This is a genomic window from Streptomyces sp. P13-3-3, assembly GCF_050571355.1.
Classification (GTDB): Bacteria; Actinomycetota; Actinomycetes; order Streptomycetales; family Streptomycetaceae; genus Streptomyces; species Streptomyces althioticus.
The window spans coordinates 2,216,444-2,241,667 of sequence record NZ_CP192228.1 but is presented as its reverse complement, the minus strand read 5'-3'; the positions used below and the strand labels follow the sequence as shown (position 1 = coordinate 2,241,667).

Sequence of the window (25,224 nt, the reverse complement as noted above, 5' to 3'; positions counted from 1 at the left end):
CGGGCGCTACCGGCTTCCGAACAGGGAGCGGCGCAGTCGGCGCAGCGGGGCGAAGAGCGAGACGCGGCTCGCGCGGGCCCGTGCGCCCCTGGTGCCGTGGTGCGCGCTGTCACGCGCGGTCAGCTCACGCATGAGCGACGTGGCCTCGGCCGTCTCCCGCTGCGGGACGGCGGGTCCCGCGAGGACCGAGAGGTGGCGGTCGAGGCGCGAACTGCTCGCGCTGCTGCCGCAGGTGATCGCAGGGACCCTGGCCCTGCTGCGCACTGTTATCTGTTCCATGTCACTCCCCACCCGTACGACTCCACCCGGCCCGGGCAGGGTAACCCTATCGCCCCGTACGGGCACCCGTGTATCGAGGTCACAGGATTCACCTTCCCCGTAAGGGTGTTGACGAACACTCGACGATTACTCTCCGAATCCGACCGTTTTCAGGGCGAGTTGGACGACGGGCTGGCCGGTGGGTTGTGGAGAGCCGCCGTCCGGTTCGACGGTTACGGCGAGTGACGTCGACGCGGGGTCGAGACCGGACGCCACCAAGGGCGTGTCGCCCTCGAAGAGCCCGAGGGAGCGGGGCCGGCCCTCCCGGTCCATGAGCCAGAGCTGACGCACCCGGCCCTCCGGAGGGTCGTCGTATCCGCCCAGAGTGACGACCGCTCCGCGGACCGATACGGAAGCGATCACTCCGATCGTGCGTCCGCGGGCGTCCCGGCCGCTGCTCGCGCGGGCGTCCGGCGCGGCCAGAACGTGGGCGATCTCACGTGCCCGGTCGCGCTCGGCGGCGAGTTCGTCCTGCGTGCGGCCGGCCTGGACGGCGAACAGCGAGGCGACGACGAGCGCCGCGGCGGCGGTGGCCGTGGCGAACGGCACGAGCAGCACCGCCCGGCGGCGCCCCCGGGCGCGCGGCGGGGGCGCGGCTCCCCAGACGTGGGGCGGCAACTGCGGTTCGCGGGCGCGCGCCCCTTCCTGCGGGGCGGGTTCCTGGGCGGTGGTGCGCACGGCGGCCAGGACCCGGTCGCGCAGGGCGGGCGGGGCGGGCGCGGCGGTGGACCAGGCCAGCCGGACGGCGTCCTCGGCGAGGTCGCGCACCTCGGCGGCGCACCGGTAGCAGGACCTCAGATGCCTCTCGAAGCGGACCCGCTCGGCGGGATCCAGCGCGTCGAGGGCGTAGGGGGCGGCCAGCGAGTGCGGGTCGTCGCGGGAGAACAGCCGGCGGAACACGCTCATGCCGCGCCTCCCAGACAGTCGCGCAGGCGGGTGAGCCCGTCCCGCATACGGGTCTTCACGGTTCCCAGCGGCAGACTGAGCCGCTCGGCCACCTCGCGGTAGGTGTAGCCGTCGTAGTAGGCGAGGGTGACCGACTGGCGCTGGAGCGCGGTGAGGCGGTCCAGGCAGCGGCGCACCCATTCACGTTCGAGGCCCGCCTCGACCTCCTCCGCCACCTGGTCGAAGGCGGGGCCGTGGCCGCGCCGCGCCTCCCGCTGCTCCCGCTCCCCGGCCGCGCGGACGCTGCGCACCCGGTCGACGGCCCTGCGGTGGGCGAGGGTGAGCACCCAGGACAGGGCGCTGCCCCGTCCGGGGTCGAACCGGGCGGCGGAGCGCCACAGTTCGAGCAACACCTCCTGGGCGACCTCCTCGGACTGGGCCGGGTCGCGCACCACGCGCCGCACCAGTCCGTAGACCGGCCCGGACACCAGTGCGTACAGGTCCTCGAAGGCCTTCTGATCGCCTCCGGCCACGCGGATCAGCAACTGGTCCGCCTCCAACGCTCGTCCCCCTCTCCCGGCCCTGCCGGACCGTCCGGTCGCACAAGGCATTCGCAGCGAGCGCGCCTCCGGACGGGAAGTACGGATCACGGGGCCGAAAACGCGGGTCGGCGCGGAGAAATGCTCAGCGCGACACGGCCGTTGGACAGGGGGCCGGAAAAGTCGTCCGCGCTTCGACCAATCCGGTCCCGCCGAGGCTCCGAATCCCCGTGCGTCAAGGCAAGTCGGCACTGAGGACGGACGGCATGACAACTGACTCCAGGACCGGTTCGGGGCGCAGGGGCCTCGCGACCCTGATCTGCGGTGCGCTGGCCGCCGGGGGCCTCGCGGCCGCGGGCGCGTCCGCGCTGGAACCCGAGGCGGCCTCGGCCTCCTCCCACCGGGAGGCCCCGCTGATCTCGGGCACCCCGCAGTTCGACAACACGGACCTGTACGCGTTCGTCAGCCCCGACAAGCCGCACACGACGACGATCATCGCGAACTGGATCCCGTTCGAGGAGCCCGCCGGCGGACCGAACTTCTTCACGTTCGCCGAGGACGCGCAGTACGACATCCACATCGACAACAACGGCGACGCCCAGGGCGAGCTGCTGTTCCGCTACACCTTCACGACGCACGTCAAGAACGAGAAGACGTTCCTCTACAACACCGGCCCGGTCACGAGCCTGGACGACCCGGACCTCAACATCACGCAGACCTACGACATCGAGATGCTGAAGCTGAAGGACCAGCACGCGGTGTCCCGTACGAAGATCGCGGACGACGTGCCGGTGGCGCCGTCGAACGTCGGCAAGGCGTCCATGCCGGACTACGACACCCTGCGCAAGCAGGCCGTCCACGAACTGGCGGGCGGCACGACCACGTTCGCCGGCCAGGCCGACGACCCGTTCTTCCTCGACCTGCGGGTCTTCGACCTGCTGTACGGCGGGAACCTCTCGGAGGTCGGCAACGACACGCTCAAGGGCTACAACGTCAACTCCGTGGCGCTCCAGGTGCCGACGCACCTGATCACGGAGGCCGCGGACCAGCCGGTCGTCGGCATCTGGTCCACCACGCAGCGCAAGAACGCCGAGGGACACTTCGTGCAGGTGTCACGGCTGGGCAACCCGCTGGTGAACGAGGTCGTCAACCCGGTCGGCGACAAGGACACGTTCAACGCGTCCGCGCCGTGGGACGACGCCCAGTTCCTGAAGAACGTCACGGAGCCGGAGCTGCCGAAGCTGATCGAGGCGATCTACAAGATCCCGGCGCCCGACGAACCGCGCGACGACCTGGTCGACGTGTTCCTCAAGGGCGTGGAGGGCCTCAACCAGCCGCCACACGTGCGCCCTTCGGAGATGCTGCGCCTCAACACCTCGGTCGCGCCGGCCGCGAAGCCGAAGCGGCTGGGTGTGCTGGACGGCGACACCGCCGGTTTCCCCAACGGACGCCGGCTGACGGACGACGTGGTGGACGCCGCGCTCCAGGTGGTCGAGGGCGAGCTGGTCGGGGCGGAGAACGACCTGGGCGACGCGGTCGACGAGAACGACAAGAAGTTCGGTGACTCCTTCCCGTACCTGGCGAACCCAACGGAGGGCTCGCGCGGCCCGCTCGCCAAGGGCGTCGACAGCGGCAACGACGTCCGCAGCCAGCTCGGTGACGCGCTGCGGCCCGCCGGGGTGGACGGCGCGGACGACACCACCCTCATCGCGGCGTCCGCGGGCGCGGGAGCGGGCGGACTGCTGCTGATCGGCGTGGCGCTCATGTGGTGGCGCCGCATGCGCCGCCGCGCCTACTGACCCACCCGGCGGCCGAGCGCGCCCGGCCGCCCCACCGACCGGCGCGGCCCTCCCCTCCCTTCCCCCACGGCAGGGCCGCGCCCCCACCGACGAAGGAGTCCCATGTCCCCGCGCACGAACGCCAGCACCCGCGGGAGCGGCCAGGAGGCGACACGGCCCGCCGAAACGCGGGCCTCCGCGAAGGTGCCGGCCACCTCGGAGATGCCGACGGCCACCGAGGCACCGGCGGGCACGGAGGCGGCGCCCTCTGCCGAAGCGGCGGGCACGGAGACAGCGCAGCCCACCGAAACACCGGCCCCCTCGACGGGGCCCGCTGCCTCAGAGACACCGGCGGGCACGAAGGCGACGCCCTCTGCCGAAGCGGCAGGCGCGGAGACAGCGCAGCCCACCGAAACACCGGCCTCCGCCAAGCTGCCGGCCGCCTCGAAGATGCCGGCCGCCTCGAAGATGCCGGCCGCCTCGAAGATGCCGGCCGCCACCGAAGCACCGCCGGGCACGAAGTCGACGCCCCCTGCCGAAGCGGCGGGCACGGAGACAGCGCAGCCCACCCAAACACCGGCCTCCGCGAAGCTGCCGACTGCCGCGGAGGCGCCTGCGGCCACAGCGGCACCGGCAGCCGCAGCGGTCCCGTCGGCGGCACCCGCCCCCGAACGCCTCGGCGCGCTGCGGCGGTTCGCCGTCGCAGCGCGCCGTGGGCGCGGAGCGCATCTCACGTCGTGCGCCGTGCTGCTGGCCGTGGCGATGACCGCCGGGGCCGTCGCCGTGGGGGGTGACGGGCAGGACGCGGCTCGCGCCCTGCCCGGAGTGTCCCGGGCGGTGGACGCGGAGGTGCTGCTCCGGGGGGACCTGGACACGGCGATCCGTTCGTTGCAGGCCCATGTGCGGCAGCAGCCGCGGGACTTCGGTGCCTGGGCGACGCTCGGGCTCGCGCAGGTGGAGCGCGCGCGGACCGACGGGGCCCCCTCCCGCTACGCCCGTGCCGAACGCGCCCTCGCGCGGTCCCTCGCCCTGCGTCCCGGCAACGACCGGGCGCTCGCCGGGCAGGCCGCCCTCGCCGCCGCGCGCCACGACTTCACCGCCGCCCTGGACCACGCCGACCGCGCCCTGGAGCGGAACCCGTACGGCGAACGCGCCCTCTGCTCCGGGATCGACGCCCTGGTGGAGCTCGGCCGGTACGAGGAGGCCGCGAGGGCGGCCACCGTCGCCGACCGCAGGCGTCCGGGCGTTCCGGTCTTCACCCGGTACGCGTACGTGCGCGAGTTGCGCGGTGACGTCCGCACCGCCCGACGGGTGCTGCACCAGGCCCTCGCCGGCGCGTCCGGCCCCGCCGACGTGGCGTACGTGGCGACCGCGCTGGGCAACCTGGAACGCGGCCGGGGCCGGTACGGCGTCGCCCTGCGCCACTACGCCCGCGCGCTCGCCGCGGACGACGCCCACCTCCCCGCCCTGGAGGGCCGGGCGCGCGCCCAGGCCGCGGCCGGCGACCGCGCGGGCGCGATCACGACGCTGGAGCAGGTCGTCGCCCGCTCCCCGCTGCCCGGCCCGCTGGTCGCCCTCGGTGAGCTGTACGAGGACCGGGGCGACCGCGCGAAGGCCCGGGAGCAGTACGCTCTCGTCGACGCCTGGACCGCGCTGGCCCGGGCCGGCGGCGTGGACGTGGACCTCGACACCGCGCTGGCCGCGGCCGACCACGGGGACACCGCCGAGGCGCTCCGCGCGGCCCGCGCCGAGTGGGACCGCCGGCGGACGGTGCACACGGCGGACGCCCTCGCCTGGGCACTGCACCGGGAGGGCCGCTCCGCGGAGGCCCTGCCGTACGCCCGCCGGGCCACGGCCACCGGCTACCGCGACGCCGCCTTCCTCCACCACCGGGGCATGATCGAGAAGGCCACCGGGCACCTCCGCGCCGCCCGTGCCTCCCTCACCGCCGCCCTGGAGCTGAACCCGGGCTTCTCCCCGCTCGGCGCCCGCGCGGCACGGGCCGCCCTGAAGGACCTGGAGGCGGCGCGTTGAACCTCCTCCGTCCCGTCGCGGCCGGCGCCGCGCTCCTCGCCGCCGCCACCACCCTCGCCCTGATCCCGGCCGCGGAGGCGAGCGCGCACCCGCTCGGCAACTTCACCGTGAACCGGTACGACGGCCTGGTGGCCGCGCCCGGCGAACTGCGCGTGCACCACGTCGAGGACCTCGCCGAGATCCCCGCCACCCAGGCCGCACCCGGCCTCGCCCGCCTGGGCCGCGACGCCTGGGCCCGTGAGCGGTGCGCGGCGGCCGCCCGCGACGGCGAGGTCCGGGCCGACGGGCGTCCGGCGCCGCTCACCGTGCGCGCCGCCCACGTCCGGGTGCTGCCCGGCCAGGCGGGACTGGACACCCTGCGCGTGGAGTGCCGACTGACCGCGCCCCTCCCCCGCGGCCGTACGGTCGCCGTCGGCTTCCGCGCGGCGGGGGGTGACCCGGGCCCCGGCTGGCGTGAGGTCACGGCGCGGGGAGACCGTACGACGCTCGCCGCCTCGGACGTGCCCGAGGAGTCCGTCTCCGCCCGGCTGACCCGCTACCCGGAGGACCGGCTCGCGTCCCCGCCCGACACCCGGACCGCGTCCCTGCGGGTCCGCCCCGGCGGCCCGGCGCTGGCGGTGGGCGAGGCGGACGCGCCCGCCTCCGCGATCCTGCCCCGGGGCGCCGACCGCTGGACGCGGGCCCTGGACGACCTCGTCGCCCGGCGTGACCTGACCGTCGGGTTCGCCGCGCTCGCCCTGCTGCTGGCGGTGGTCCTGGGCGCGATGCACGCGCTCGCGCCGGGGCACGGCAAGACCCTGATGGCCGCGACCGCGGCGGCGCGCGGCGGGCGGGCGCGGATGCGGGACGTGCTGCCGATGGCCGCCTCCGTCACGGTCACCCACACCCTCGGCGTGGTCGCCCTGGGCCTGCTGGTCACGGCCGGTTCCGCCGCCGCGCCCACCGTCGTCGCCTGGCTGGGAATCGCGAGCGGCGTCCTGGTCACCGTTGCCGGCGCCCAGCTCGTACGCCGCGCGCTGTCCCAGCGCGGCCATCACACGCATCCGCACCCCCACGAGCACGACCACCCGCACGACCACGATCGCCCGGACCCTCACGAGCACCCTCACGATCGCCCGGACCCTCACGAGCACCCTCGCACCGCCGTCACCCACACCCACGGCGGGCGTAGGCACACCCACCCCGCCGCGCCCACCCTGCGCGGCACGATCCTGCTCGGGTTCGCGGGCGGTCTCGTCCCCAGTCCGTCCGCCGTCGTGGTGCTGGTCGGCGCCGCCGCCCTGGGCCACGCCTGGTTCGGGCTGCTGCTCGTCGTCGCGTACGGCGTCGGACTGGCGCTCACCCTCACCGCCGCCGGGTACGCGGTGGTGCGGGCGGGCGGGGGTGTGTCACGGCTGCTGGCCCGGCGCCCGCGCTGGACGAGCGCGCCGTGGGCGGCGCTGGTGCGCCGGAGCGCGCCCCTCGGTTCGGCGTGCGTGGTGCTGGTCCTGGGCGCCGGATTGGTGTTCAGGGGGGCCGCATCCGCACTCGGCTGAGCTACTTTCATGAGGAAAGGGCGAATTCGCCCGGACGCGACAGGGGGCGCCGTGTCCGAGGAACCGGGCAGTGAGCGGGTGATCGCGGGACGCTACCGGCTGCTGTCGCCGCTGGGCGAGGGCGGCATGGGCACCGTGTGGCGGGCGCGGGACGAGGTGCTGCACCGCGAGGTCGCGGTGAAGGAGGTCCGCGCCCCGGCGGGCCTGCCGGCGTCCGACGTGGAGCGGATGTACGCGCGCCTCGAGCGGGAGGCGTGGGCGGCGGCCCGCGTCGCCGACCGCAACGTGGTGACGGTGTACGACGTGGCCACGGAGGACGGACGTTCGTGGATCGTGATGGAGCTGGTGCGCGGTCTGTCGCTGGCTGAGGTGCTGGAGGCGGAGGGTCCGGTGACCCCGCGGCGGGCGGCGCGCATCGGCGCCGAGGTGCTGGCCGCGCTGCGCGCCGCCCACGCGGCCGGGGTGCTGCACCGGGACGTGAAGCCCGCCAACGTGCTGATCGCGAACGACGGCCGGGTGGTGCTCACCGACTTCGGGATCGCCATGGTCGAGGGCAGCTCGGCCCTGACGATGACCGGGGAGGTCGTCGGCTCGCCCGAGTTCCTGGCGCCGGAGCGGGCGTTGGGGCGCACCCCCGGTCCGGAGTCCGACCTGTGGTCGCTGGGCGTGCTGCTGTACGCGGCGGTCGAGGGCCACTCCCCGTTCCGGCAGGACACCCCGCTGTCCACGCTGCGGGCGATCGTGGACGAGGAGCTGCCGCCGCCGCGCCGGGCGGGTCCGCTCGCGCCGGTCGTCGCAGGGCTGCTGCGCAAGGACCCGGCCGAACGCCTCCCCGCGGACCGGGCGGCCGAGGACCTGCGCGTGGTCGCCGCCGGGGGCACCCCGGGCGCGGACCCGGCGCGTACGGCCTCCTCGTACGCGCCCACGGTGGCCGCGCTTCCCGCGCCGCCGCCGACCGACCCGTACCAGCCGCTCGTGACCTCCCGTCAGCCGTCGAGCGGAGCGCCCACGGCCGCCACGGCGGCGGCCCCGCCCGCACGCGGGCGGAGAAGCGGCGCGCGGCTGATCGCGGGGCTGGTGCTGCTGGTGCTCGCACTGGCCGGGCTGACGTACGCGTTGCTGGACCAGGACGACGGGGAGCCGGAGGCCGGGAAGGGCGGGGCGAGTTCCCCTGCCACGACCGGCGGCAAGGGCGCCGGAGCGACGGAGACGCGGGACGGCCCGTCGCCTTCCTCCTCCGCGACGGACGACGCGAGCGAGGACGAGGGCGACGACGGCGGGCACGAGGAGGAGACCCCGGCCGTCACGGTGTCGGTCGCGGTGACCGGCACGCGTACGGAGTACCACGGAGCCTGCCCGCCCCCGCACGAGGAGGCGCCGTCGTTCACGGCGACGTTCACGGTGAACCGGCTGCCGGCCGAGGTGCGCTACCGCTGGGCGACCGAGGACGGTTCGGCGGCGGACCGGGGCTGGCGCACCCTGTCGTTCCCCGCGGACGGCGGCCGGACCAAGCGGGACACGGTGGTGGTGACGACGTACTCGGAGAGCGGGGAGCTCCACGGCCGGATCGGTGTGGAGGTGCGGGAACCGGTGCGCGCGACGTCCGGGACCGTGCCGTTCTCGGTGGTGTGCGCCACGGAGACCCCGTCGGGCGGGGCCTCCGCTTCGGCGTCCGGTGGGGACGACGACGGCTACTGAACCGTGGGGGTCAGGCCGCCGAGGTGAGCACCGGGAGGTAGCCGCCCGACTGTCCGGCGGCCTTCGGGTGGTACGAGTTGCCGATGTTCAGCCAGTCCACGCTGTGCAGCCAGGAGTCGCCGGAGCAGATCTCGTGGCCGCTGAACGTGGTGCGGACGTCGCCGAACGTGTAGCCGTACGCGCGGGCGCGTGCGGCGATGGCGCTGTTCAGGTGGTCGGAGGCGTCGTTGATGGCCTTCCGCTTGGTCTCGGAGAGGCCGATGCAGGTCGCGCCGAGCCGGTAGAAGCGGGGGTAGCCGAGCACCACGACATGGGCGTTGGGCGCCCGGTCGCGGATCGCCGAGTAGACGCCGTCGAGCCTGCCGGGCAGCGTCGAGTCGACGAAGGCCCGGGCGGTGGCGATGCGGGAGAGGCAGGAGCTGTCGGACTGGAGCACACAGGTCGTCATGACGTCGGCGAATCCCGCGTCGTTGCCGCCGATGCTGATGGAGACCAGGGCGGTGCTCGCGGAGAGCGGGCTGAGCTGCCCGGAGAGGACATCACCCGTACGGGCGCCCGAGCAGGCCGTGAAGGAGAAGGACGAGGGGGAGTTGGCGGCCGCCCAGAGGTAGGGGTGGGCCTTCGTGCTGCGCTTGCAGTCGCCGCTGGAGGAGATGTAGCTGCCGGCGCCGACACCCGAGGAGTAGGAGTCGCCGAGGGCCACGTACGGGCCGGGGGCTGCCTGTGCGGACGCGTGCGCCGCGGTCGCCCCGGTGAGGGCGGCGGTGACGGTGAGGAAGAGGGTGGTCAGGAAGAGGACAAGTCGGGAACGTCTCATGGAACCTCCCTTTAGCAGGATCTCTGCCTCAACCGTCGTACCAACTACGCGTGTTGAGCGGAAGTGTTCATGTCAAAAGTATTACCGTTGAGTACCGGACAAACACGCGCGCACCGGCGCACGAGGCAAATCGGGTGCACAGGGGGCGCTCGTGACCGATCATGGCGGCATGTCCGCGCACCCATACGACGCCCTGCCGATCCGGCTCAACGTCGACGACAACGACTCCCCGGCCGACGTCGTCGACGCGCTGTTCCTCGGCCGCTTCGCGACGGGCGAGCAGCCCTACTCGCACGCCGTCAACATCGAACGCGTCCGGTCCGGCGCGACGCTCCTGCCCGCGCAGGCGCGGGTGCTGCGGCTCGCCAAGGACGACGACCGCAGCGCCACCCTGGCCGAGGGGGACGGCTGGACGCTGCTGATCTCCCGCTGGAGCCGGGGCGCCGACGTCACGGTGACCGCGACCAGCGCCGACCTGGCCGAGCGGATCGTGGAGGAGGCCACCGACGGAGCGGCCGACGAACCCGAACCGCAGCCGGAGAACGTCACGATGGGGTTCTGGTACGTCTCCCCGCGGCGCGGCCCGCACCGCACCACGCGGCAGATCACGGCCGGTACCTGGGAGGAGATCCGGCCCAACTACACCGCCGCGGTGGCGGATGCGATGGACCGTCTGATGAAGACCACCCCCGAGGACATCTCGGGGCGGCTGCTCCTGCTGCACGGCCCGCCGGGCACCGGCAAGACGTCCGCGCTGCGCACGCTCGCCCGCTCCTGGCGCGACTGGTGCCAGGTGGACTGCGTCCTGGACCCCGAGCGGCTCTTCTCCGACGTCGGCTACCTGATGGACATCGCGATCGGCGAGGAGGACGCCTCGGGCAAGAACCGCTGGCGGCTGCTTCTCCTGGAGGACTGCGACGAGCTGATCCGCGGCGAGGCCAAGCACACGGCGGGCCAGGCGCTGTCCCGGCTGCTGAACCTCACGGACGGCCTGCTCGGCCAGGGGCGCAACGTCCTGGTGGGCGTCACCACCAACGAGGACCTGGAGCGGCTGCATCCCGCCGTGGTGCGTCCGGGCCGCTGCCTGGCCCGCATCGAGGTCGGTCCGCTGACCCGCACCGAGTCGGTGAACTGGCTGGGCCGCGAGGAGGGCGTCGGACGCGAGGGCGCGACCCTGGCCGAGCTGTACGCCCTGCGCCGGGGTACGTCCCCGACCTCCCTGCCGGAGCCGCGCGGGGACGCGGACGCGGGCCTGTACCTGTAGGGGCCGGGAGGGCCGCATGCCGCTGCTGGTCGGGACCTCGGGATGGCAGTACAAGGACTGGCGCGGCGTGCTGTACCCGCCCGGGCTGCCGGTACGGCTGTGGCTGGAGGAGTACGCGGCCGCCTTCCCCACCGTCGAGGTGAACAACGCGTTCTACCGGCTCCCTTCCCGGGAGACCTTCGCGTCCTGGCGGGAGCGCACCCCGCCGGGCTTCGTCGTCGCGGTCAAGGCGAGCCGCTACCTGACGCACGTCAAGCGGCTGCGGGACCCCGGGGAGCCGGTGGAGCGCCTGATGAGCCGCGCCACCGCCCTCGGCGACCGCCTGGGCCCGGTCCTCCTCCAGCTCCCGCCGACCCTCCAGGCCGATCCCGCGCTTTTGGACGCCTGCCTGCGCTGCTTCCCGGAGTCCACCCGGGTGGCCGTCGAACCACGCCACCCGTCCTGGTGGACACCGGACGTCCGCGCGGTCCTGGAGTCACGCGGCGCGGCCCTCTGCTGGGCGGACGTCCTCTCCCGCCCGGTCACCCCGCTGTGGCGCACCACCGACTGGGGCTACGTCCGCTTCCACCAGGGCCGGGCCCACCCCTGGCCGCACTACGGCCGCCGGTCCCTCCGCACCTGGCTGCACCGCATCACCACGACATGGCCCCAGGAAGCAGACGTCTACGCCTACTTCAACAACGACCCCAACGCGGCAGCGGTCCACAACGCCAGAACACTGACCCGCCTGGGGCACGGGAAACTGCGCGACCAACCCAAACCCTCACACCCCCAGGGGCGCGGGGAACTGCGCGATCAACCCGAACGGACCCGCAGTAAACACTGAGCGCCCACCCCCCAGGGGCGCGGGGAACTGCGCGACCAGCCCCCACCCACCCGCAGTGGACACTGGACGTCACTGAAAAGCGGCCCGCAGGGCATCCCGCACCGCGGCCACCGCCGCCTCCTCCCCCACCCCCAGCCTCCGAGCCCGCTCAGCGAAAACCGCCGCCGCCGCGGCGACCTCCCTCTCCGCCGCCGCCCCAGCGGCAGCGACCACCGTTCCGTTCCGCCCCCGCGTCTCGATCACCCCGTCCGCCTCCAGCGCCCGGTACGCCTTGGCGACCGTGTTCGCCGCGAGGCCGAGCGTCTCGGCCAGCCCCCGCACGGTGGGCAGCCGGTACCCCACCGGCAGTTCCCCCGACCGCGCCTGCTCGGCGATCTGTGCCCGCACCTGCTCGTAAGGCGGTGTTCCGTCCTGGATGTGGATCCGTACAGTCACGCCGTGATTCTCGCGCACCCCCGCCCCGGAGGCCGCATCGCCGGCCGCGGAAAATGGGAGGCACCCCGCCGCACCACCTCGTAGCGTGCCCTCACATGACAGTGACCGTCCGCGATCTGCGCCCCGACGCCCGCGCCGACCTGGAGGGCTTCGCCCGCGTACGCCACGCGGCGCTGCCGTTCATCCTGGTCACCCCCGCATCCCTGGCCCACGACCTCACCCGCATGGACCCCGGCGCCCACTACCGCCCGCTCGTGGCGGTGGACGACGACGGTGAGGTGATCGGCACGGCCCAGGTGCACCTGGTGCACGACAGCACCGTGCCCGGCCAGGGCAACGTCAACATCTACGTGCATCCCCGGCACACGCGCCGGGGCGCCGGGACGCTGCTGCTGCGCGCCGCCGAGGCGCATCTGACCGCGCACGGGGCGACCCGGCTGCTGGCCTGGGTGCTGGACGAGCCCGGCAACCGCGCCTTCGCCGAGCTGCACGGCTACCGGGCGAGCCGCGCCGCGCACTTCCTGCGCCTGGACCTGGCGCAGCGCGAACTGCCCCCGCTCCAGGACCCGCCGCCCGGGGTGGAGCTGCGGCCGGGGTCCGCCTACGCCGACGACCCGCGCCCGCTGTTCGAGCTGGACGCGGAGACCACGGCGGACGAGCCGAGCGACGTGGACATGGAGTTCACCGACTACGAGGCGTGGCTCAGGGAGACCTGGCGGCATCCGCTGTTCGACGCGGAGCTGACCACGGTGGCCATGGTCGACGGCCGGCCCGCCGCGTTCACGGCGGCCCGCACCGACGGCGGCACCCGGTACGCCACGGGCATGACCGGCACGGCCCGCGCCCACCGCGGGCGGGGTCTGGCGAAGCTCGCGAAGAACGACTCGCTGCACCGGGCCCGCGCGGCCGGGTACACGGAGGCCTTCACGGGCAACGACACGGGGAACGAGCCGATGATCGCGATCAACAAGTGGTTCGGCTACGAGCTGTGCGGGACGGAGGTGCGGTATGTCCGCGAACTCGGCTGACGGACCGGTGACGGTCGAGGTGGTACTGGTCAAGGCGGGCCGCACGAAGATCAGTTACCCGGCGGAGCTGCTCGCCGACGACGGCACCCGGGTGAGCGTGCGCGCCCCGTGGGCGGGTGAGGGCGTGCGCGACTTCGGCTTCGTGCGGTTCGAGCCCGGGGACGTCTTCACGGAGCACTACTGGCGGGACCGCTGGTACTCCGTGAAGGAGGTGCGCGCCGCCGGGGGCGCGCTCAAGGGCCACTACTGCGACGTCACCCGCCCGGCCGAGCTGTCCGGGGGCCGCCTGGTCGTGGAGGACCTCGACCTGGACCTGTGGGTCTCCGCCGACGGCACGGACGTACGGCGGCTGGACGAGGACGAGTTCGCGGAGAGCGGCCTGGCCGCCCGGGACCCGGGCGCGGCGGCGGCCGCGGTGGCCGCCCTCGACGAACTGGACGCCCTGGCCCGGGGGGCGGGTCTGGGCACCCTGCTCGTCTGAGGGACCCTACGGGCCCGGGGGTCAGTCCCGCAGGGCCACCACCGCGTACCGCTCGTCGTCGACCTCCCGCCCCCACAGCGCCGGGTCCCCGGACAGCCGCTCCACGCGCACCCGGGCGGTGAGCGGGGCGAGGAGGGCGGAGAGCCGGTCCGCGGGTATGCCGGCCGGGCTCACCGTCCCCCACACGCCCTCGACCAGCACCAGCCGGCCGCCAGGACGCAGCAGGTCGCGCCAGCGCCGCAGGACCTTGTCCGGCTCGGGCAGCGTCCACAGCACGTGCCGCACGAGGACGGCGTCGTACCGCTCGCCGTCGACGGGCGGGCGGGCGGCGTCCCCGGTGAGGAACACCGCGTGCCGCCCGGCGAGCTTCTGCCGGGCCAGCTCCACCATGGCCGGGGAGCTGTCCACTCCGGTGACCCGGTGGCCCTGCTCGGCGGCGAGGAGGGAGAGGCTACCGGTGCCGCAGCCGAGGTCGAGGACGTCGCCGGGCCGTCCTGGCAGCCACTCCTTCAGCCGCGCGGCCCAGGCGGCGCGCACCTCGGGGTCGCGCAGGCCGTGGTCCGGCTCCTCGTCGAAGGTGGCAGCCCGCGCGTCCCAGTCGGTGCCGCCGGCATCCGTCCCGTCACCGTGATCCGTGGTCATGGGATCAGGGTGACACCTGCCACTGACAGCCGATTGGTGACCGGGGCCACAGACACGACGGGACGGATGAGGAACTCTCCCCCGAAAGGTTCACCGCCGTGGGAACGGGTGACCCGGTGGGCCTTCGAGGAGGCAGCCATGCGCCGCGTCACCGTGCCGAAGCCCTCGAGGAGGACGGACGCCCGCCGGGTCCGTGAGGAGGCCGACGAGCGTCCCGCGGAGCGCCCCGAGGTCCGCAAGGACGTCGCCCGCACCTGGTGGCCCGACGGCTGAACGCCCCTCGGGGTCAGCCCAGCTGCTTGCGGTAGTGGATCCGGTCGTACGGGCCGGTCGTACGGCGCTCCACGGTCTCGTAGCCGAGCCGCGGGTAGATCTTCTGGTTCTCCCACATCATGGCGTTCGTGAAGAGCCGGATCTCGGGCAGTCCGAGCGCCCGCGCCCGGACTTCCGCGAACTCCAGCAGCAGCCGTCCGAGTCCGGCGCCCTGCGCGTCGGGGAGGACGGCGACGGTGTCCAGGTACAGGTGGTCCGCGCGGGGCTCCAGCACGACGAGGCCGGCCACGCGCGCGGTCCCGCCGTTGTCCGGGAGTTCCGCGACGAACACCCGGCCCGCGGCCACGTTCGCCGCGTGGTCCGCCTCCATGGGCGCCGGCACCACGCCGATGCGGGCGACGTAGGGCCGGAAGGCCGCGTCGACCACCGCCCTCACCTCCGGTACGTCGGCGGCGACGGCCGGCCTGATCCGTGCGTTCGTCATGCGCGCACGCTCCCTACCTGATCCCAGTCCGAACGCTCCCTTAAAGCGACCATAAGGATCTCCCCGTACCGCCCTCACCGGGCGATTTCCGGGTTTCCCGGGGCTAGTTTCTGAGCCACCCCCACGGGATCCCCCCGGGGTCTCCCCCTGAGATCCGCTGTTCGCCGAGGAGTTGCTGCCCCATGTCCGCACGCCGCAAGGCCGCTGCCGCCGTCATTGGTCTCGCCCCGCTCGCCCTCACCGGACTGGCCGCCGCGCCGGCCGCCGCCCACGGTTCGATGGGCGACCCGGTCAGCCGGGTCTTCCAGTGCTTCGGCGAGGGGCCGGAGAGCCCGACGTCGGAGGCGTGCAAGGCGGCCGTCGCGGCCGGCGGCACCCAGGCGCTGTACGACTGGAACGGCGTCCGCATCGGTGACGCGGGCGGACGTCACCAGGAGTTGATCCCGGACGGCAAGCTGTGCAGCGCCGGCAACGAGGCGTTCAAGGGCCTCGACCTGGCGCGCGCCGACTGGCCGGCGACGAGCGTGTCCGGCGGCGACCACACCTTCAAGTACCGGGTGACGGCCCCGCACAAGGGCACCTTCACGGTGTACATCACCAAGCCCGGCTACGACCCGGCCCAGCCGCTGGCCTGGAACGACCTGGATCTGGCCAACCCGGTGGCGACGTCCACCGACCCGGCCGCGGTCGACGGCTTCTACACCTTCTCCGGCACCCTTCCGGAGCGCTCCGGGCAGCACCTGCTGTACGCGGTCTGGCAGCGGTCGGACAGCCCGGAGGCGTTCTACTCCTGCTCGGACGTCACCTTCGGCGGCGCCCAGGCGGGCGGCGGCGCGGCCGGCGGCGGGACGGCGGACCAGGGCGGCGAGGCGGAGCAGGACGAGGACGCCGCGGGTGGCGACGCCCCGAAGGAGGCGCCCGCCCCGGCGCCGTCCGCCTCCACCCCGTCCCAGGAGCAGATCGAGGCCGGCGCCGGGAAGTCGACGGTCGAGAACCACGGGCACGGTGACGACGACCCCGCCACCACGGCCGACCCGGTCGCCGCGGACACCGGCAACCAGCTGAAGGCGGCCGGCGGCGGGCAGGACCTGGCGGAGACCGGCGGCGACGCGAACACGCCGTACCTGATGGTCGGCGGCGCCGCGGCGCTGGCACTCGGCTCGGCCGCGCTGTTCGCCTCCGCGCGGCGGCGCACGGCGGCCGGACGCCACGGCCGCTGAACCGGCGGCGGGTCCCTGTCCGGCGGCTCAGGCCGGACAGGGACCCGCTGTTTCTCACCTCGCGGTGACTCGTGTCAGCTGAACACGGAGGCGCAGGTGGTGCGTTTCGCGCGGTCCGGGTCGAGGGCGTTGGCCACCTCGTGGAAGGCGATCCGGTCGAGCAGCCCGATGGCCAGGTGCTCGGACAGGTCGACCGCGCAGAGGTCCTGGAGGAGGACGTTGCGGACGTTCGGCCCGGTCAGGAAGGCACTGCGGTACGGGGTGACGACCTGGTCGTACTTGGTGGCGATGACGGTGTAGCGGACGCCGGGGACGGTGTCGCCGCCCGCGTTGAGCTTGGTGAGGAAGGCGGAGCCGGCGATCTGGTCGGCGAGGGCGGGGGTGGCGCTGCTGAGGAGGTCCTCGGCACCGGGGAAGTAGGGCAGCAGCGCGGTGAGACCGCTGAGCGTCGTGCCGTGGTTGCTGGGGGCGATGCCGACGAGGGCGTTCACCTCGGCGGCGCCGCCGAGGAACTTGAGGTAGTAGCGGGGCATCATGCCGCCCTGGGAGTGGCCGACGATGTCGACCTTCGCGGCGCCGGTCGCGGCGCGCACCCGGTCGATGTAGGCGTCGAGCTGCTCGGCGGACTTCTCGACGGGGCCGAGGCCGTGGAAGAAGGGGACGCCGGGGAGCCGGCCGTAGTCCAGGGAGAAGACGCAGTAGCCGCGGTTCTTCAAGTAGGGCGCGAGGCCCAGCCAGTTGTCGACGGAGTTGCCGAGGGTGCCGTGGACCAGGACGACGGGGCGGGGGTGGGCGGCGGAGGGCTTGCAGGTGAAGTCGTTCCAGCCGGAGCTGGGTGCGGCGGCGGCCTGCGCGCCCGAGGCGGCGGGGGCGGTGACGGCGACCGCGGCCAGCAGGAACGCGGCCAGCGGTCTGATCACCCGCTTCCAGGGCAGCATCGTGTGATCTCCTTGCGGCTCAAGGGGAAGGGTGGGGTCCTACGCCCTGTGATCCGGATCACGGGATGCTGTTCACCCATCAAGTTACGGGCGAGTAGGGAAAGCCGGGAAGTTACGGGTCGGTAAAAAATCCCGTCAACGGCCCGCGATCACCCGCCGGGACCTGATAAGGCCTCACCAAGCGGGACGAATCGCCCCGTCGGGCGCGATGCGCAGCAACTGCGCTCCCAGCGCCCGCACTTCGGACTCCCCGAGCGTCTCGCTCCAGACGCGCACGGCCTCCGCCGCCGCCTCCTCGGCCGCCCGGGTGCAGGCCCACCCCGCCTCGGTGAGCACGACCAGCCGCGCCCGCGCGTCCACGGGGTGCGGGCGGCGCTCGGCGAACCCCTTGCGCACGAGCTCGTCGACGAGCTGGCTCGCGGCCTGCTTGGTCACCCCGAGGTGAGTCGCGAGGTCGGTGACGGTCGCGCCGTCCGGGGCGAGCCGGGTGAAGGCGAAGCCGTGCGCGGGCCGCAGCCCCTCGAACCCCCGGGCGACGACGCCCTCGTGGATCCGCCGGGTCAGCTCGCCGGCGACGGCGAGCACGGCGGCGGACAGGGCCATGGCCTCGGAGTTCTCCACGCGGCCATTGAAGCACTTGACCCGAATAGTCAAGCAGCTTGACCAAACCCCCGACACGGAGGTCCGCCATGCCCGTCGTCCGCCCGTCCGACGCCGTCGTCCACGAGATGCACGGCGCCCGTTTCGTCTCGTACGCCACCCCCGCGACCGGCAGCAGGGAGCTGTGCGCCTGGCGGGGCGAGATCCCCGCCGGCACCCGGGCGCCCGCGCACACCGTCAGCCGTGAGGAGATCTTCCACCTGCTCGCCGGCGAACTGCTGATCACCCTCGACGGCGCCCCGCACCGGATCACCGCCGGCGACACCGTGATCGTCAACGCCGGCGCGACGCTCGCCGTGGAGAACCCTGCCGCCGAGCCCGCCGTCTCGTGGGTGACCACCTCCCAGGGCCTGGAGGCGACGCTCGCCGACGGCACGCGCATCGCGCCGCCGTGGGCCAACTGATCTCGCGGGCCTACGCCGCCAGCGTCCCCGGCATCAGCGCGTGCGGACCGAACTTGGCCCGTACGCGGTCCGCGACCTCCTCGATGCGGCGCACCTTCTCGTCCACCGGGTCGAAGGTGAGCTGGTGGGCGGCCTGTTCGGCGGGGTCGAGGCCCTCCGCGCGCAGCACCACCGCACGCACCCGGGCGCGCTGCAGACCGAGCGCCTCGTACAGCCCGTACGCCGCCCTGGTGAGCGCGGGCGAGTGCGCGGTCGGCTCGGGGAGCGTACGGGTGCGGGTGGTGGCCGACCGGTCGGCGTAGCGGACGGTGAGGGTGAGGCCGCGGCAGACCTTGTCCAGGGCGCGCAGCCGGGCGCCCAGCTCCTCGGCGGCCGAGAGCAGGGCGCGCCGGTGCCGGCCGGGGTCCAGTTCGTCGCGGGCGAAGGGGCGTTCGGCGGCCAGGGAGCGCGAGACGCCGTTGGGGACGACCCGGCCCCGGTCGACGCCGTTCGCCTTCTCGTGCAGCTCGCGCCCGGCGCGGGCGCCCACCAGCCGCTGGAGCGTGGACAGCGGGGCGGCGGCGACCCGGCCGAGGGTGTCCAGACCGTACTCGCACAGGGTGCGGGCGGTCTTGGCGCCCACGCCGGGCAGCGCGACGACGGGCTGTCCGGCGAGGAACTCCCGCACCTCGTCCCCGTCCACCGCGCGGGTCAGCCCCGGCCGGGCCTCCCGCAGCGCCATACGGGCCGTCATCGGCCCGGGCCCCGCGCCGATCACGCAGTCGACGCCGTGCAGGGCGAGGGCGCGCACCCGGATCACCGAGGCCAGTTCCAGCGCGGTGCGCCCGAAGTACCGTTCGGCGCCGCGCAGATCGGCCAGCGCGCCGTCCGGCGGCAGGGCCTGCACGACGGGGGTGAACTCCTCCAGCAGGCCGAGCAGCCCCGGCAGGGCCGCCTCGTACATCGGCGGCAGCTGGAAACGTACGCAGAGAATGGTCATCCCGCACTCCCCGGACTCTGGTGCCACAACTTCCTTCCCACCGCGGGCCCTTCGCCCGCGGGGCGCAGATCGGCCCAGGGGTGCATCTCGTACCCCGTGGGCATGCGGATCGTCCGCTCCTCCATCGGGTCCCGGGCGGCCGAACCGGCCGGCGCGGGCAGCCCGTCCGAGCCGGCCAGCCGCCTGCGGGCCGCCGCGTCGCCGTCGTCGGCGGCCCCGGAGCCGTTGCCGGCCGGGGCGGCGAGCCGCGCGGCGACCCCTTCCAGCCCCTCCTCCCGGCGGATCTCCAGCAGGTCGGCGAGGTTCCAGGCGGCGGAGCCGACCACGCTGAAGCTGCGCGGGCCGCGCCGCTGCACCACCCCGCGCACCAGCAGCAGCCAGGAGTGGAAGACGGTGTGGGCGCAGGTGTCGTGCGAGTCGTCGAAGAACGCGAGGTCGACCAGGCCGGTGCCGTCGTCCAGGGTGGAGAAGATGACCCGCCGCCCGGAGCGGATCGGCGGGGTCTGGGTGGCCGCCTTGGCGCCCGCGACCAGCACCGTCTCCCCGTGCCGCACCTCGCGCAGCCGCCGTGCGGAGACCACGCCCAGCTCCTCGAGGAAGGTGCCGTGGTCGTCCATCAGATGGCGGGAGGCGTCCATGGACAGCACGCCGAGTTCGGCGCTGAGCTTCTCCGGCTCGGTGAGGTCGGGCAGCCCGGCGGAGGCGGTCCGCCGGCCGCCGGACAGCGGGAGCTGGTCGCCGCGTCCGCCGCGGGCGCCGCGGTGCAGCTCGGTCAGGTGCAGCTGGAGGTCACGGCGGTTGGCGCCGAACGCGTCCAGCGCGCCGACCTGGGCGAGCCGCCCGGCGAGCGGACGGCTGGGCCGGGCCCGCTCCCAGAAGTCGAGCAGCGAGGCGTACGGCTGGCCCTCGGCGATCCGCTCCGCCTCGGCCTCGCTGATGCCGTGCACGTCGGACAGCGCCAGGCGCAGGCCCCACACCGGCTTCCCGTCCTTCGGGGCGTCCTTCGGAACCCCCTTCACATCTCCTGATTCAGACACCAGTTCGATCCTGTGTGCGACCCCTGACTTGTTCACGTCCAACGGCAGCACCGGCACCCCCCGCCGCCGGGCGTCCGCCAGCAGCAGCCGCTTGGGGTACATCCCGGGGTCGTGGGTGAGCAGCCCGGCGTAGAAGGCGGCCGGATGGTGCGCTTTCAGCCACGCCGACTGGTACGTCGGCACGGCGAAGGCGACCGCGTGCGCCTTGCAGAATCCGTAGGAGCCGAAGGCCTCCACGATCTCCCAGGTCCGCTGAATCGTTTCCGCGTCGTAGCCCCGTGCCGCCGCGTGCTGGGCGAACCACACCTTGATCCGCCCCTGCGACTCCGGGTCGGACAGCCCGCGCCGCACCCGGTCCGCCTCGCCGCGCCCGCAGCCGGTCAGCACCGAGACGATGTCGATGACCTGCTCGTGGAAGACCACGACGCCGTACGTCCCCTTCAGCGCCTCCTCCAGGTCCGGGTGCGGGTAGCGCACCGGCGCCCGCCCGTGCCGGGCCTCGATGAACGGCCGCACCATGTCGGCGGCTACCGGTCCCGGCCGGAACAGCGAGATGTCCACGACCAGGTCGTGGAAGGTCGACGGCTGGAGCCGCCCCACCAGGTCCCGCTGGCCGGGCGACTCGATCTGGAAGCAGCCGAGCGTCTCGGTCGACCGGATCAGCCCGTACGTCGCCGGGTCACCGTCCGGGACCGCGTCCAGGTCGATCCGCTCCCCCGTCGCCCGCTCCACCTCGCCGACCGCGTGCGCCATCGCCGACTGCATCCGCACGCCCAGCACGTCCAGCTTGAGCAGCCCCAGGTCCTCCACGTCGTCCTTGTCGAACTGCGCCATCGGGAAGCCCTCGCCGCTGGTCGGCATGACCGGCGTCCGGTTCAGCAGGGAGGCGTCGGACAGCAGCACCCCGCAGGGGTGCATGGCGACACCTCGCGGCAGCGCGTCGAGGGCCTCGACCAGCTCCCACAGCCTGCCGTACTTCTCCTTCTCCCCGGCCAGTTGCCGCAGTTCGGGCAGCTCCTCGAGCGCCGCGCGGGCGTCGCGGGCGCGGATGTGCGGGAAGGACTTGGCGACCCTGTCGATCTCGGCCGGGTCCATGGACAGCGCGGCGCCGACGTCCCGGATGGCGTGGCGCACCCGGTAGGTCTCCGGCATGGCGACCGTGGCGACCCGCTCGGCGCCGAACCGGCCGATGATCGCACGGTAGACCTCGAGCCGGCGGGCGGACTCCACGTCGACGTCGATGTCCGGCAGCACCACCCGCTCCTTGGACAGGAAGCGCTCCATCAGCAGCCCGTGCTCGACCGGGTCGGCGTGCGCGATGCCCAGCAGGTGGTTGACCAGGGAGCCGGCGCCGGAGCCCCGCGCGGCGACCCGGATGCCCATGTCCCGCACGTCGTCGACCACCTGGGCGACGGTGAGGAAGTAGGAGGCGAAGCCGTGGTGGGCGATGATGTCCAGCTCGCGGTGCATCCGCTCCCAGTAGTCCCGGCGGCGGTCGTAGCCGCGCAGCACCATGCCCGCCGTCGCGCGGGAGGCCAGCGCCCGCTGGGCGGTGCGGCGGCCGGCGCCGACGAGGTGCGGCTCGGGGAAGTGGACGCTGCCCATGCCGAGGTCGTCCTCGGGGTCGACCAGGCACTCGGCGGCCGTGGCCTGCGTCTGGTCGAGCAGCCGCAGGGCGGTGTCGCGGCGGAAGCCGGCGGCCTCCACGATCCGCTCGGCCGTCTCCAGCATGGCGCCCCGGTCCTTCAGCCAGGCTTCGCCGGAGTCCAGCCCTTTGGCCGGGTCGACCGGGACCAGCCGGCGGGCGGCGTCCAGCACGTCGGCGACCGGGCCGAGACCGGGGTCGGCGTACCGGACGGCGTTGCTGAGCACGGGCCGTACGCGCTGCTCGGCGGCGAAGCCCAGGGTGCGGGCGGCCAGCCGCAGCGAGCCGGGTCCGGTACCGGTACGGCCGTGCCAGACGGTCTCCAGGCGCAGCGCGTCGCCGTACACCTCGCGCCAGGGGGCGAGCAGCCGGGCGGCGCGGTCGGGGCGTCCCGCGGCGAGGGCGCGGCCGACGTCGGAGTCGGGGCCGAGCAGGACGGTCAGTCCGCCGGCGCGGTTGTCCTCCCAGGCCAGCCGGGGCAGGCCGTCGGCGGTGTGGGCGGCGGAGACCAGCCGGCACAGGTCGGCCCAGCCGCGGGCGCCGTCCCGGGCGAGGAAGGTCACGCGTGGTGTCGACTCGTCGATGAAGGCACCGCCGCGCACCGGGGTGCGGAGGCGTTCCCGCCGTACGGAGCTGTCGCCGGGGGCGGGGGCGGCGGCCGGGGGCGCCACCGCCAGTTCCGCGCCGAACAGCGGACGGACCCCGGCCTTGGCGCAGGCCTTGGCGAAGCGGACGGACCCGGCGAGGGTGTCGCGGTCGGTGAGGGCGAGGGCGTCCATGCCGCGCTCGGAGGCGCGCTCGGCCAGCCGTTCCGGGTGGGATGCGCCGTAGCGCAGGGAGAACCCGGAGACGGTGTGCAGATGCGTGAAACCCGGCACACGCACCTCCCGCACTCGTGAGTCCCGACCGTCTATCGAACAACTGTTCCCAGTCACCTCACCCCCACCATAGACCAATTTTCGAATGAGTGTGCGACATCCGTTCGGCCCTGTCCCACCTGCGCAAACGCCCGTTCCCCCGGACCGTGGGGACATGACACAGAGCACCGCCCCCGGGGCCCGCCCCCGCTCGTTCCTCGGCGAGGTGCGCGACGCCGTGACCCCGCGGGCCACCCTGCTGGTGCTCGGCGTGATCGCGCTCATGCTGCTGTTCGTCACCTCGTACGTGGGCGCCCTGCACCACCCGACCCTGCGGGACGCGTCCGTCGGGGTCGTCGCGCCCCCGCCCGTGGCGAAGGAGACCGTGACCCGGCTGAAGGAGCTGCCGGGCTCGCCGCTGGACCCCCGGGCGGTGGCGGACGAGGCGACCGCCCGCCGGCAGATCGAGGACCGGGACATCGACGGGGCCCTGGTGGTCGACCCCGAGGGGACCACCGACACCCTGCTGGTCGCCACCGGTGGCGGCACCGCGCTGGCCACCGCCCTGGAGCGGCTGTTCACCGAGGTGGAGCGGGACGAGCGACGCTCCCTGCGGGTCGAGGACGTCGCCCCGGCCTCCGCCCAGGACGCCAACGGGCTGTCGTCGTTCTACCTGGTGGTCGGCTGGTGCGTGGGCGGCTATCTGTGCGCGTCGATCCTGGCGATCAGCTCGGGCGCCCGCGCGTCCACCCCGCGCCGCGCGGCGATCCGGCTCGGCGCCATGGCCGTGGTCGCGGTGCTCGGGGGACTCGGGGGCGCGCTGATCGCCGGACCGGCCCTGGACGCGCTGCCGGACGGGTTCGCGGGGCTGTGGGGGCTGGGCGCGCTGATCATCTTCGCGGTGGGCGCCGCCACCCTCGCGCTCCAGGCCGTCCTCGGGGTCCTCGGGATCGGCGCGGCGATCCTCATCGTGGTGATCCTGGGCAACCCCAGCTCGGGCGGGGCGCTGCCGACACCGCTGCTGCCGCCGTTCTGGGCGGCGATCGGACCGGCGCTGCCGCCGGGCGCGGGCACCTGGGCGGCCCGCTCGATCGTGTACTTCCGGGGCAACGACGTGACCGGCCCGCTGCTGGTGCTGTCCGCCTGGGCCGTGGCGGGGACCGTCGTCACCGTGCTGATGTCGGCGCTGCGCCGGCGGCCCGAGCCGGAACCGGCGCGCACGGCACGGGGGTCCGGTGCCTGAAACGCGGACGTCCCGCCCCTCCGCGCGGGAGGGACGGGACGCCGTACGGCCCGAGCGGGCTCAGCCGATCTGCGTACCGGTGGCCGACAGGGCCTCGGTGACGGGCTGGAAGAAGGTCGTGCCGCCCGAGGTGCAGTCGCCGCTGCCGCCGGAGGTGAGGCCGACCGCGCTGCTGCCCGAGAAGAGCGAGCCGCCGCTGTCGCCGGGCTCGGCGCACACGTCGGTCTGGATGAGACCGTTGACGATGTCGCCGTTGCCGTAGTTCACGGTGGCGTCCAGGCCGGTGACCGTGCCGGAGTGGACCTGGGTGGTGGAGCCGCTGCGGGTCACCTGCATGCCGACGGTCGCCTCGGCGGCGCCGGAGATCGACTGCGAGGAGCCGTTGTACAGGTTCACCTCGCTCGGGTGCGCCACGTCGGCCGTGTACTTGACCAGACCGTAGTCGTCGCCCGGGAAGCTGGACGCGGCGTTCTCGCCGATGACGTTGCCCGAGGAGTCCGACCAGGTCGAGATGCCCTCGGTGCAGTGGCCCGCGGTGAGGAAGTGCGGCTCGCCGCCCTTGGTCACGTTGAAGCCCAGCGAGCAGCGCCCGCCGTTGCCGGTGATGGCGTCGCCGCCGGCGATGAAGGGCTTGAACTCGCTCTGGGTCCGCTTGAGCTCCACCGTGGTGCCGAGGCCCTCGGCGACCTCGGTCAGCTTGGCCCACTCGGCCTTGGAGACCGTGCGGTCCGCCGTGACGACGACCTTGTTGGAGACCGGGTCGGTCACCCAGGACGTGCCCGGGATGGTGGCGTCCTGCTGGAGCGTGGTGCGCGCGCTCTTCAGCTCGGCGAGCGAGTTCGCCACGACTCTGGCCTTCGCGCCGGCCGACTCGACGGCTTCGGCCGCGGTCTCGTCGAGCACGTTCACCACGAGGCTCTTGCTCTTCGCGTCGTAGTACGTTCCCGCCGCGTCGGTGCCCAGGTCCTGGAGCAGCGTCGAGGCGAGGTTTCCGGCCGCCTGGACCGAGAGGGTGCGGGGCGCGGCGTCGGCCGGGACCTCGCTGGCGTTCGCAGTCTGGAAGGTGACCGCGCCCGCGGCCAGTGCGGCGACGCCCGCACCCGCCATGAGGGTACGGCGCCTGGATATGCGTCGGTGCTTCAACTCACGTCCTCCTGTGGGGGGACGGCCCGGAGGGGTTGTGGGGACCTCGCCGGACCGGAAG

Annotated in this window: 25 protein-coding genes; 12 read left to right on the top strand and 13 right to left on the bottom strand. The window is 74.1% G+C overall.

Going from position 1 to position 25,224, the window contains the following annotated elements:
- Positions 1–6: 6 nt before the first annotated feature.
- From ACQZOG_RS10115 to ACQZOG_RS10105, 3 genes are all read right to left on the bottom strand, one after another.
- Positions 7–279: a hypothetical protein gene (locus ACQZOG_RS10115; protein ID WP_031021765.1), complete on the bottom strand. Its 273-nt coding sequence runs from the start codon at positions 277–279 to the stop codon at positions 7–9.
- A 126-nt stretch (positions 280–405) separates the two neighbouring features.
- Positions 406–1,224 carry an anti-sigma factor gene (locus tag ACQZOG_RS10110; RefSeq protein WP_033276756.1) on the bottom strand — a complete coding sequence of 273 codons (819 nt, stop codon included), beginning with the start codon at positions 1,222–1,224 and terminating at the stop codon, positions 406–408.
- Entirely contained in the window at positions 1,221–1,763 is a 543-nt protein-coding gene (locus tag ACQZOG_RS10105) for a sigma-70 family RNA polymerase sigma factor (RefSeq protein WP_359519675.1), read from the bottom strand. The genes ACQZOG_RS10110 and ACQZOG_RS10105 overlap by 4 nt, the downstream gene beginning before the upstream one ends.
- Positions 1,764–2,008: 245 nt before the next feature.
- On the opposite strand from ACQZOG_RS10105, the gene ACQZOG_RS10100 reads away from it, so the two are divergent.
- A complete protein-coding gene (locus ACQZOG_RS10100) occupies positions 2,009–3,541 on the top strand; it encodes a DUF4331 domain-containing protein (protein WP_193456485.1) in 1,533 nt (510 codons plus the stop codon).
- Here the strand turns inward: ACQZOG_RS10100 and ACQZOG_RS10095 are convergent.
- Positions 3,535–4,071, bottom strand: coding sequence for a hypothetical protein (locus ACQZOG_RS10095; RefSeq protein ID WP_430741453.1), 537 nt, complete (start codon positions 4,069–4,071; stop codon positions 3,535–3,537). The two genes, ACQZOG_RS10100 and ACQZOG_RS10095, sit on opposite strands and share 7 nt — an antisense overlap.
- 193 nt (positions 4,072–4,264) lie before the next feature.
- Here ACQZOG_RS10095 and ACQZOG_RS10090 point away from each other — a divergent pair, with 193 nt between their 5' ends.
- Genes ACQZOG_RS10090 through ACQZOG_RS10080 form a run of 3 tightly spaced genes read left to right on the top strand, consistent with a single transcriptional unit; the run spans position 4,265 to position 8,787 of the window.
- Positions 4,265–5,554, top strand: coding sequence for a tetratricopeptide repeat protein (locus ACQZOG_RS10090; RefSeq protein WP_430741452.1), 1,290 nt, complete (start codon positions 4,265–4,267; stop codon positions 5,552–5,554).
- A complete protein-coding gene (locus ACQZOG_RS10085) occupies positions 5,551–7,089 on the top strand; it encodes a nickel transporter (protein ID WP_359596457.1) in 1,539 nt (512 codons plus the stop codon). The genes ACQZOG_RS10090 and ACQZOG_RS10085 overlap by 4 nt, the downstream gene beginning before the upstream one ends.
- Positions 7,090–7,098: 9 nt before the next feature.
- Positions 7,099–8,787, top strand: coding sequence for a serine/threonine-protein kinase (locus ACQZOG_RS10080; RefSeq protein ID WP_430741451.1), 1,689 nt, complete (start codon positions 7,099–7,101; stop codon positions 8,785–8,787).
- A 10-nt stretch (positions 8,788–8,797) separates the two neighbouring features.
- Here ACQZOG_RS10080 and ACQZOG_RS10075 read toward each other — a convergent pair whose 3' ends face one another.
- Positions 8,798–9,604 carry an SGNH/GDSL hydrolase family protein gene (locus tag ACQZOG_RS10075; protein ID WP_399608660.1) on the bottom strand — a complete coding sequence of 269 codons (807 nt, stop codon included), beginning with the start codon at positions 9,602–9,604 and terminating at the stop codon, positions 8,798–8,800.
- 169 nt (positions 9,605–9,773) lie between these two features.
- Here ACQZOG_RS10075 and ACQZOG_RS10070 point away from each other — a divergent pair, with 169 nt between their 5' ends.
- Positions 9,774–10,868, top strand: coding sequence for a DUF5925 domain-containing protein (locus tag ACQZOG_RS10070; RefSeq protein WP_033276761.1), 1,095 nt, complete (start codon positions 9,774–9,776; stop codon positions 10,866–10,868).
- Between the two features lie 16 nt (positions 10,869–10,884).
- Entirely contained in the window at positions 10,885–11,694 is an 810-nt protein-coding gene (locus ACQZOG_RS10065) for a DUF72 domain-containing protein (RefSeq protein WP_430741450.1), read from the top strand.
- Positions 11,695–11,763: 69 nt separating this feature from the next.
- Here the strand turns inward: ACQZOG_RS10065 and ACQZOG_RS10060 are convergent, their stop codons facing one another.
- On the bottom strand, positions 11,764–12,129 hold the full coding sequence (locus ACQZOG_RS10060; protein ID WP_391607129.1) for a GntR family transcriptional regulator: 366 nt from the start codon (positions 12,127–12,129) through the stop codon (positions 11,764–11,766).
- Positions 12,130–12,224: 95 nt separating this feature from the next.
- Here ACQZOG_RS10060 and ACQZOG_RS10055 point away from each other — a divergent pair, with 95 nt between their 5' ends.
- Complete coding sequence (locus tag ACQZOG_RS10055) at positions 12,225–13,157, top strand: N-acetyltransferase family protein (protein WP_430741449.1); 933 nt, start codon at positions 12,225–12,227, stop codon at positions 13,155–13,157.
- Positions 13,138–13,638, top strand: coding sequence for a DUF402 domain-containing protein (locus tag ACQZOG_RS10050; protein ID WP_193468929.1), 501 nt, complete (start codon positions 13,138–13,140; stop codon positions 13,636–13,638). Before ACQZOG_RS10055 ends, ACQZOG_RS10050 begins: the two co-directional genes overlap by 20 nt.
- Positions 13,639–13,659: 21 nt before the next feature.
- On the opposite strand, the gene ACQZOG_RS10045 is transcribed toward ACQZOG_RS10050, so the two are convergent.
- The gene (locus ACQZOG_RS10045; protein ID WP_033276766.1) at positions 13,660–14,280 is read right to left on the bottom strand and encodes a class I SAM-dependent methyltransferase; all 621 of its coding nucleotides are present in this window, start codon (positions 14,278–14,280) and stop codon (positions 13,660–13,662) included.
- Between the two features lie 138 nt (positions 14,281–14,418).
- On the opposite strand from ACQZOG_RS10045, the gene ACQZOG_RS10040 reads away from it, so the two are divergent.
- Complete coding sequence (locus ACQZOG_RS10040) at positions 14,419–14,553, top strand: hypothetical protein (protein WP_106963396.1); 135 nt, start codon at positions 14,419–14,421, stop codon at positions 14,551–14,553.
- 13 nt (positions 14,554–14,566) lie between these two features.
- Here the strand turns inward: ACQZOG_RS10040 and ACQZOG_RS10035 are convergent, their stop codons facing one another.
- Positions 14,567–15,037: a GNAT family N-acetyltransferase gene (locus ACQZOG_RS10035; RefSeq protein WP_430741448.1), complete on the bottom strand. Its 471-nt coding sequence runs from the start codon at positions 15,035–15,037 to the stop codon at positions 14,567–14,569.
- Between the two features lie 182 nt (positions 15,038–15,219).
- Here ACQZOG_RS10035 and ACQZOG_RS10030 point away from each other — a divergent pair, with 182 nt between their 5' ends.
- Positions 15,220–16,257 carry a lytic polysaccharide monooxygenase auxiliary activity family 9 protein gene (locus tag ACQZOG_RS10030; protein WP_430741447.1) on the top strand — a complete coding sequence of 346 codons (1,038 nt, stop codon included), beginning with the start codon at positions 15,220–15,222 and terminating at the stop codon, positions 16,255–16,257.
- A gap of 74 nt (positions 16,258–16,331) precedes the next feature.
- Here ACQZOG_RS10030 and ACQZOG_RS10025 read toward each other — a convergent pair whose 3' ends face one another.
- Positions 16,332–17,195 (bottom strand): lipase family alpha/beta hydrolase, encoded by an 864-nt coding sequence (locus ACQZOG_RS10025; protein ID WP_033276769.1) that lies wholly within the window; start codon positions 17,193–17,195, stop codon positions 16,332–16,334.
- Between the two features lie 174 nt (positions 17,196–17,369).
- Positions 17,370–17,816: a MarR family winged helix-turn-helix transcriptional regulator gene (locus ACQZOG_RS10020; RefSeq protein ID WP_033276770.1), complete on the bottom strand. Its 447-nt coding sequence runs from the start codon at positions 17,814–17,816 to the stop codon at positions 17,370–17,372.
- Between the two features lie 68 nt (positions 17,817–17,884).
- On the opposite strand from ACQZOG_RS10020, the gene ACQZOG_RS10015 reads away from it, so the two are divergent.
- A complete protein-coding gene (locus ACQZOG_RS10015; RefSeq protein WP_033276771.1) occupies positions 17,885–18,259 on the top strand; it encodes a cupin domain-containing protein in 375 nt (124 codons plus the stop codon).
- 10 nt (positions 18,260–18,269) lie between these two features.
- Here ACQZOG_RS10015 and ACQZOG_RS10010 read toward each other — a convergent pair whose 3' ends face one another.
- Together ACQZOG_RS10010 and ACQZOG_RS10005 are read right to left on the bottom strand one after the other, a co-directional pair.
- Positions 18,270–19,238, bottom strand: a complete 969-nt coding sequence (locus tag ACQZOG_RS10010) for a DNA polymerase Y family protein (RefSeq protein ID WP_033276772.1) — start codon at positions 19,236–19,238, stop codon at positions 18,270–18,272.
- Positions 19,235–22,798 carry a DNA polymerase III subunit alpha gene (locus tag ACQZOG_RS10005; protein WP_193456492.1) on the bottom strand — a complete coding sequence of 1,188 codons (3,564 nt, stop codon included), beginning with the start codon at positions 22,796–22,798 and terminating at the stop codon, positions 19,235–19,237. Before ACQZOG_RS10005 ends, ACQZOG_RS10010 begins: the two co-directional genes overlap by 4 nt.
- Positions 22,799–22,952: 154 nt before the next feature.
- On the opposite strand from ACQZOG_RS10005, the gene ACQZOG_RS10000 reads away from it, so the two are divergent.
- Positions 22,953–24,020: a hypothetical protein gene (locus ACQZOG_RS10000; protein WP_058915825.1), complete on the top strand. Its 1,068-nt coding sequence runs from the start codon at positions 22,953–22,955 to the stop codon at positions 24,018–24,020.
- A 60-nt stretch (positions 24,021–24,080) separates the two neighbouring features.
- Here ACQZOG_RS10000 and ACQZOG_RS09995 read toward each other — a convergent pair whose 3' ends face one another.
- The gene (locus ACQZOG_RS09995; protein ID WP_033276774.1) at positions 24,081–25,127 is read right to left on the bottom strand and encodes a S1 family peptidase; all 1,047 of its coding nucleotides are present in this window, start codon (positions 25,125–25,127) and stop codon (positions 24,081–24,083) included.
- Positions 25,128–25,224 lie beyond the last annotated feature (97 nt).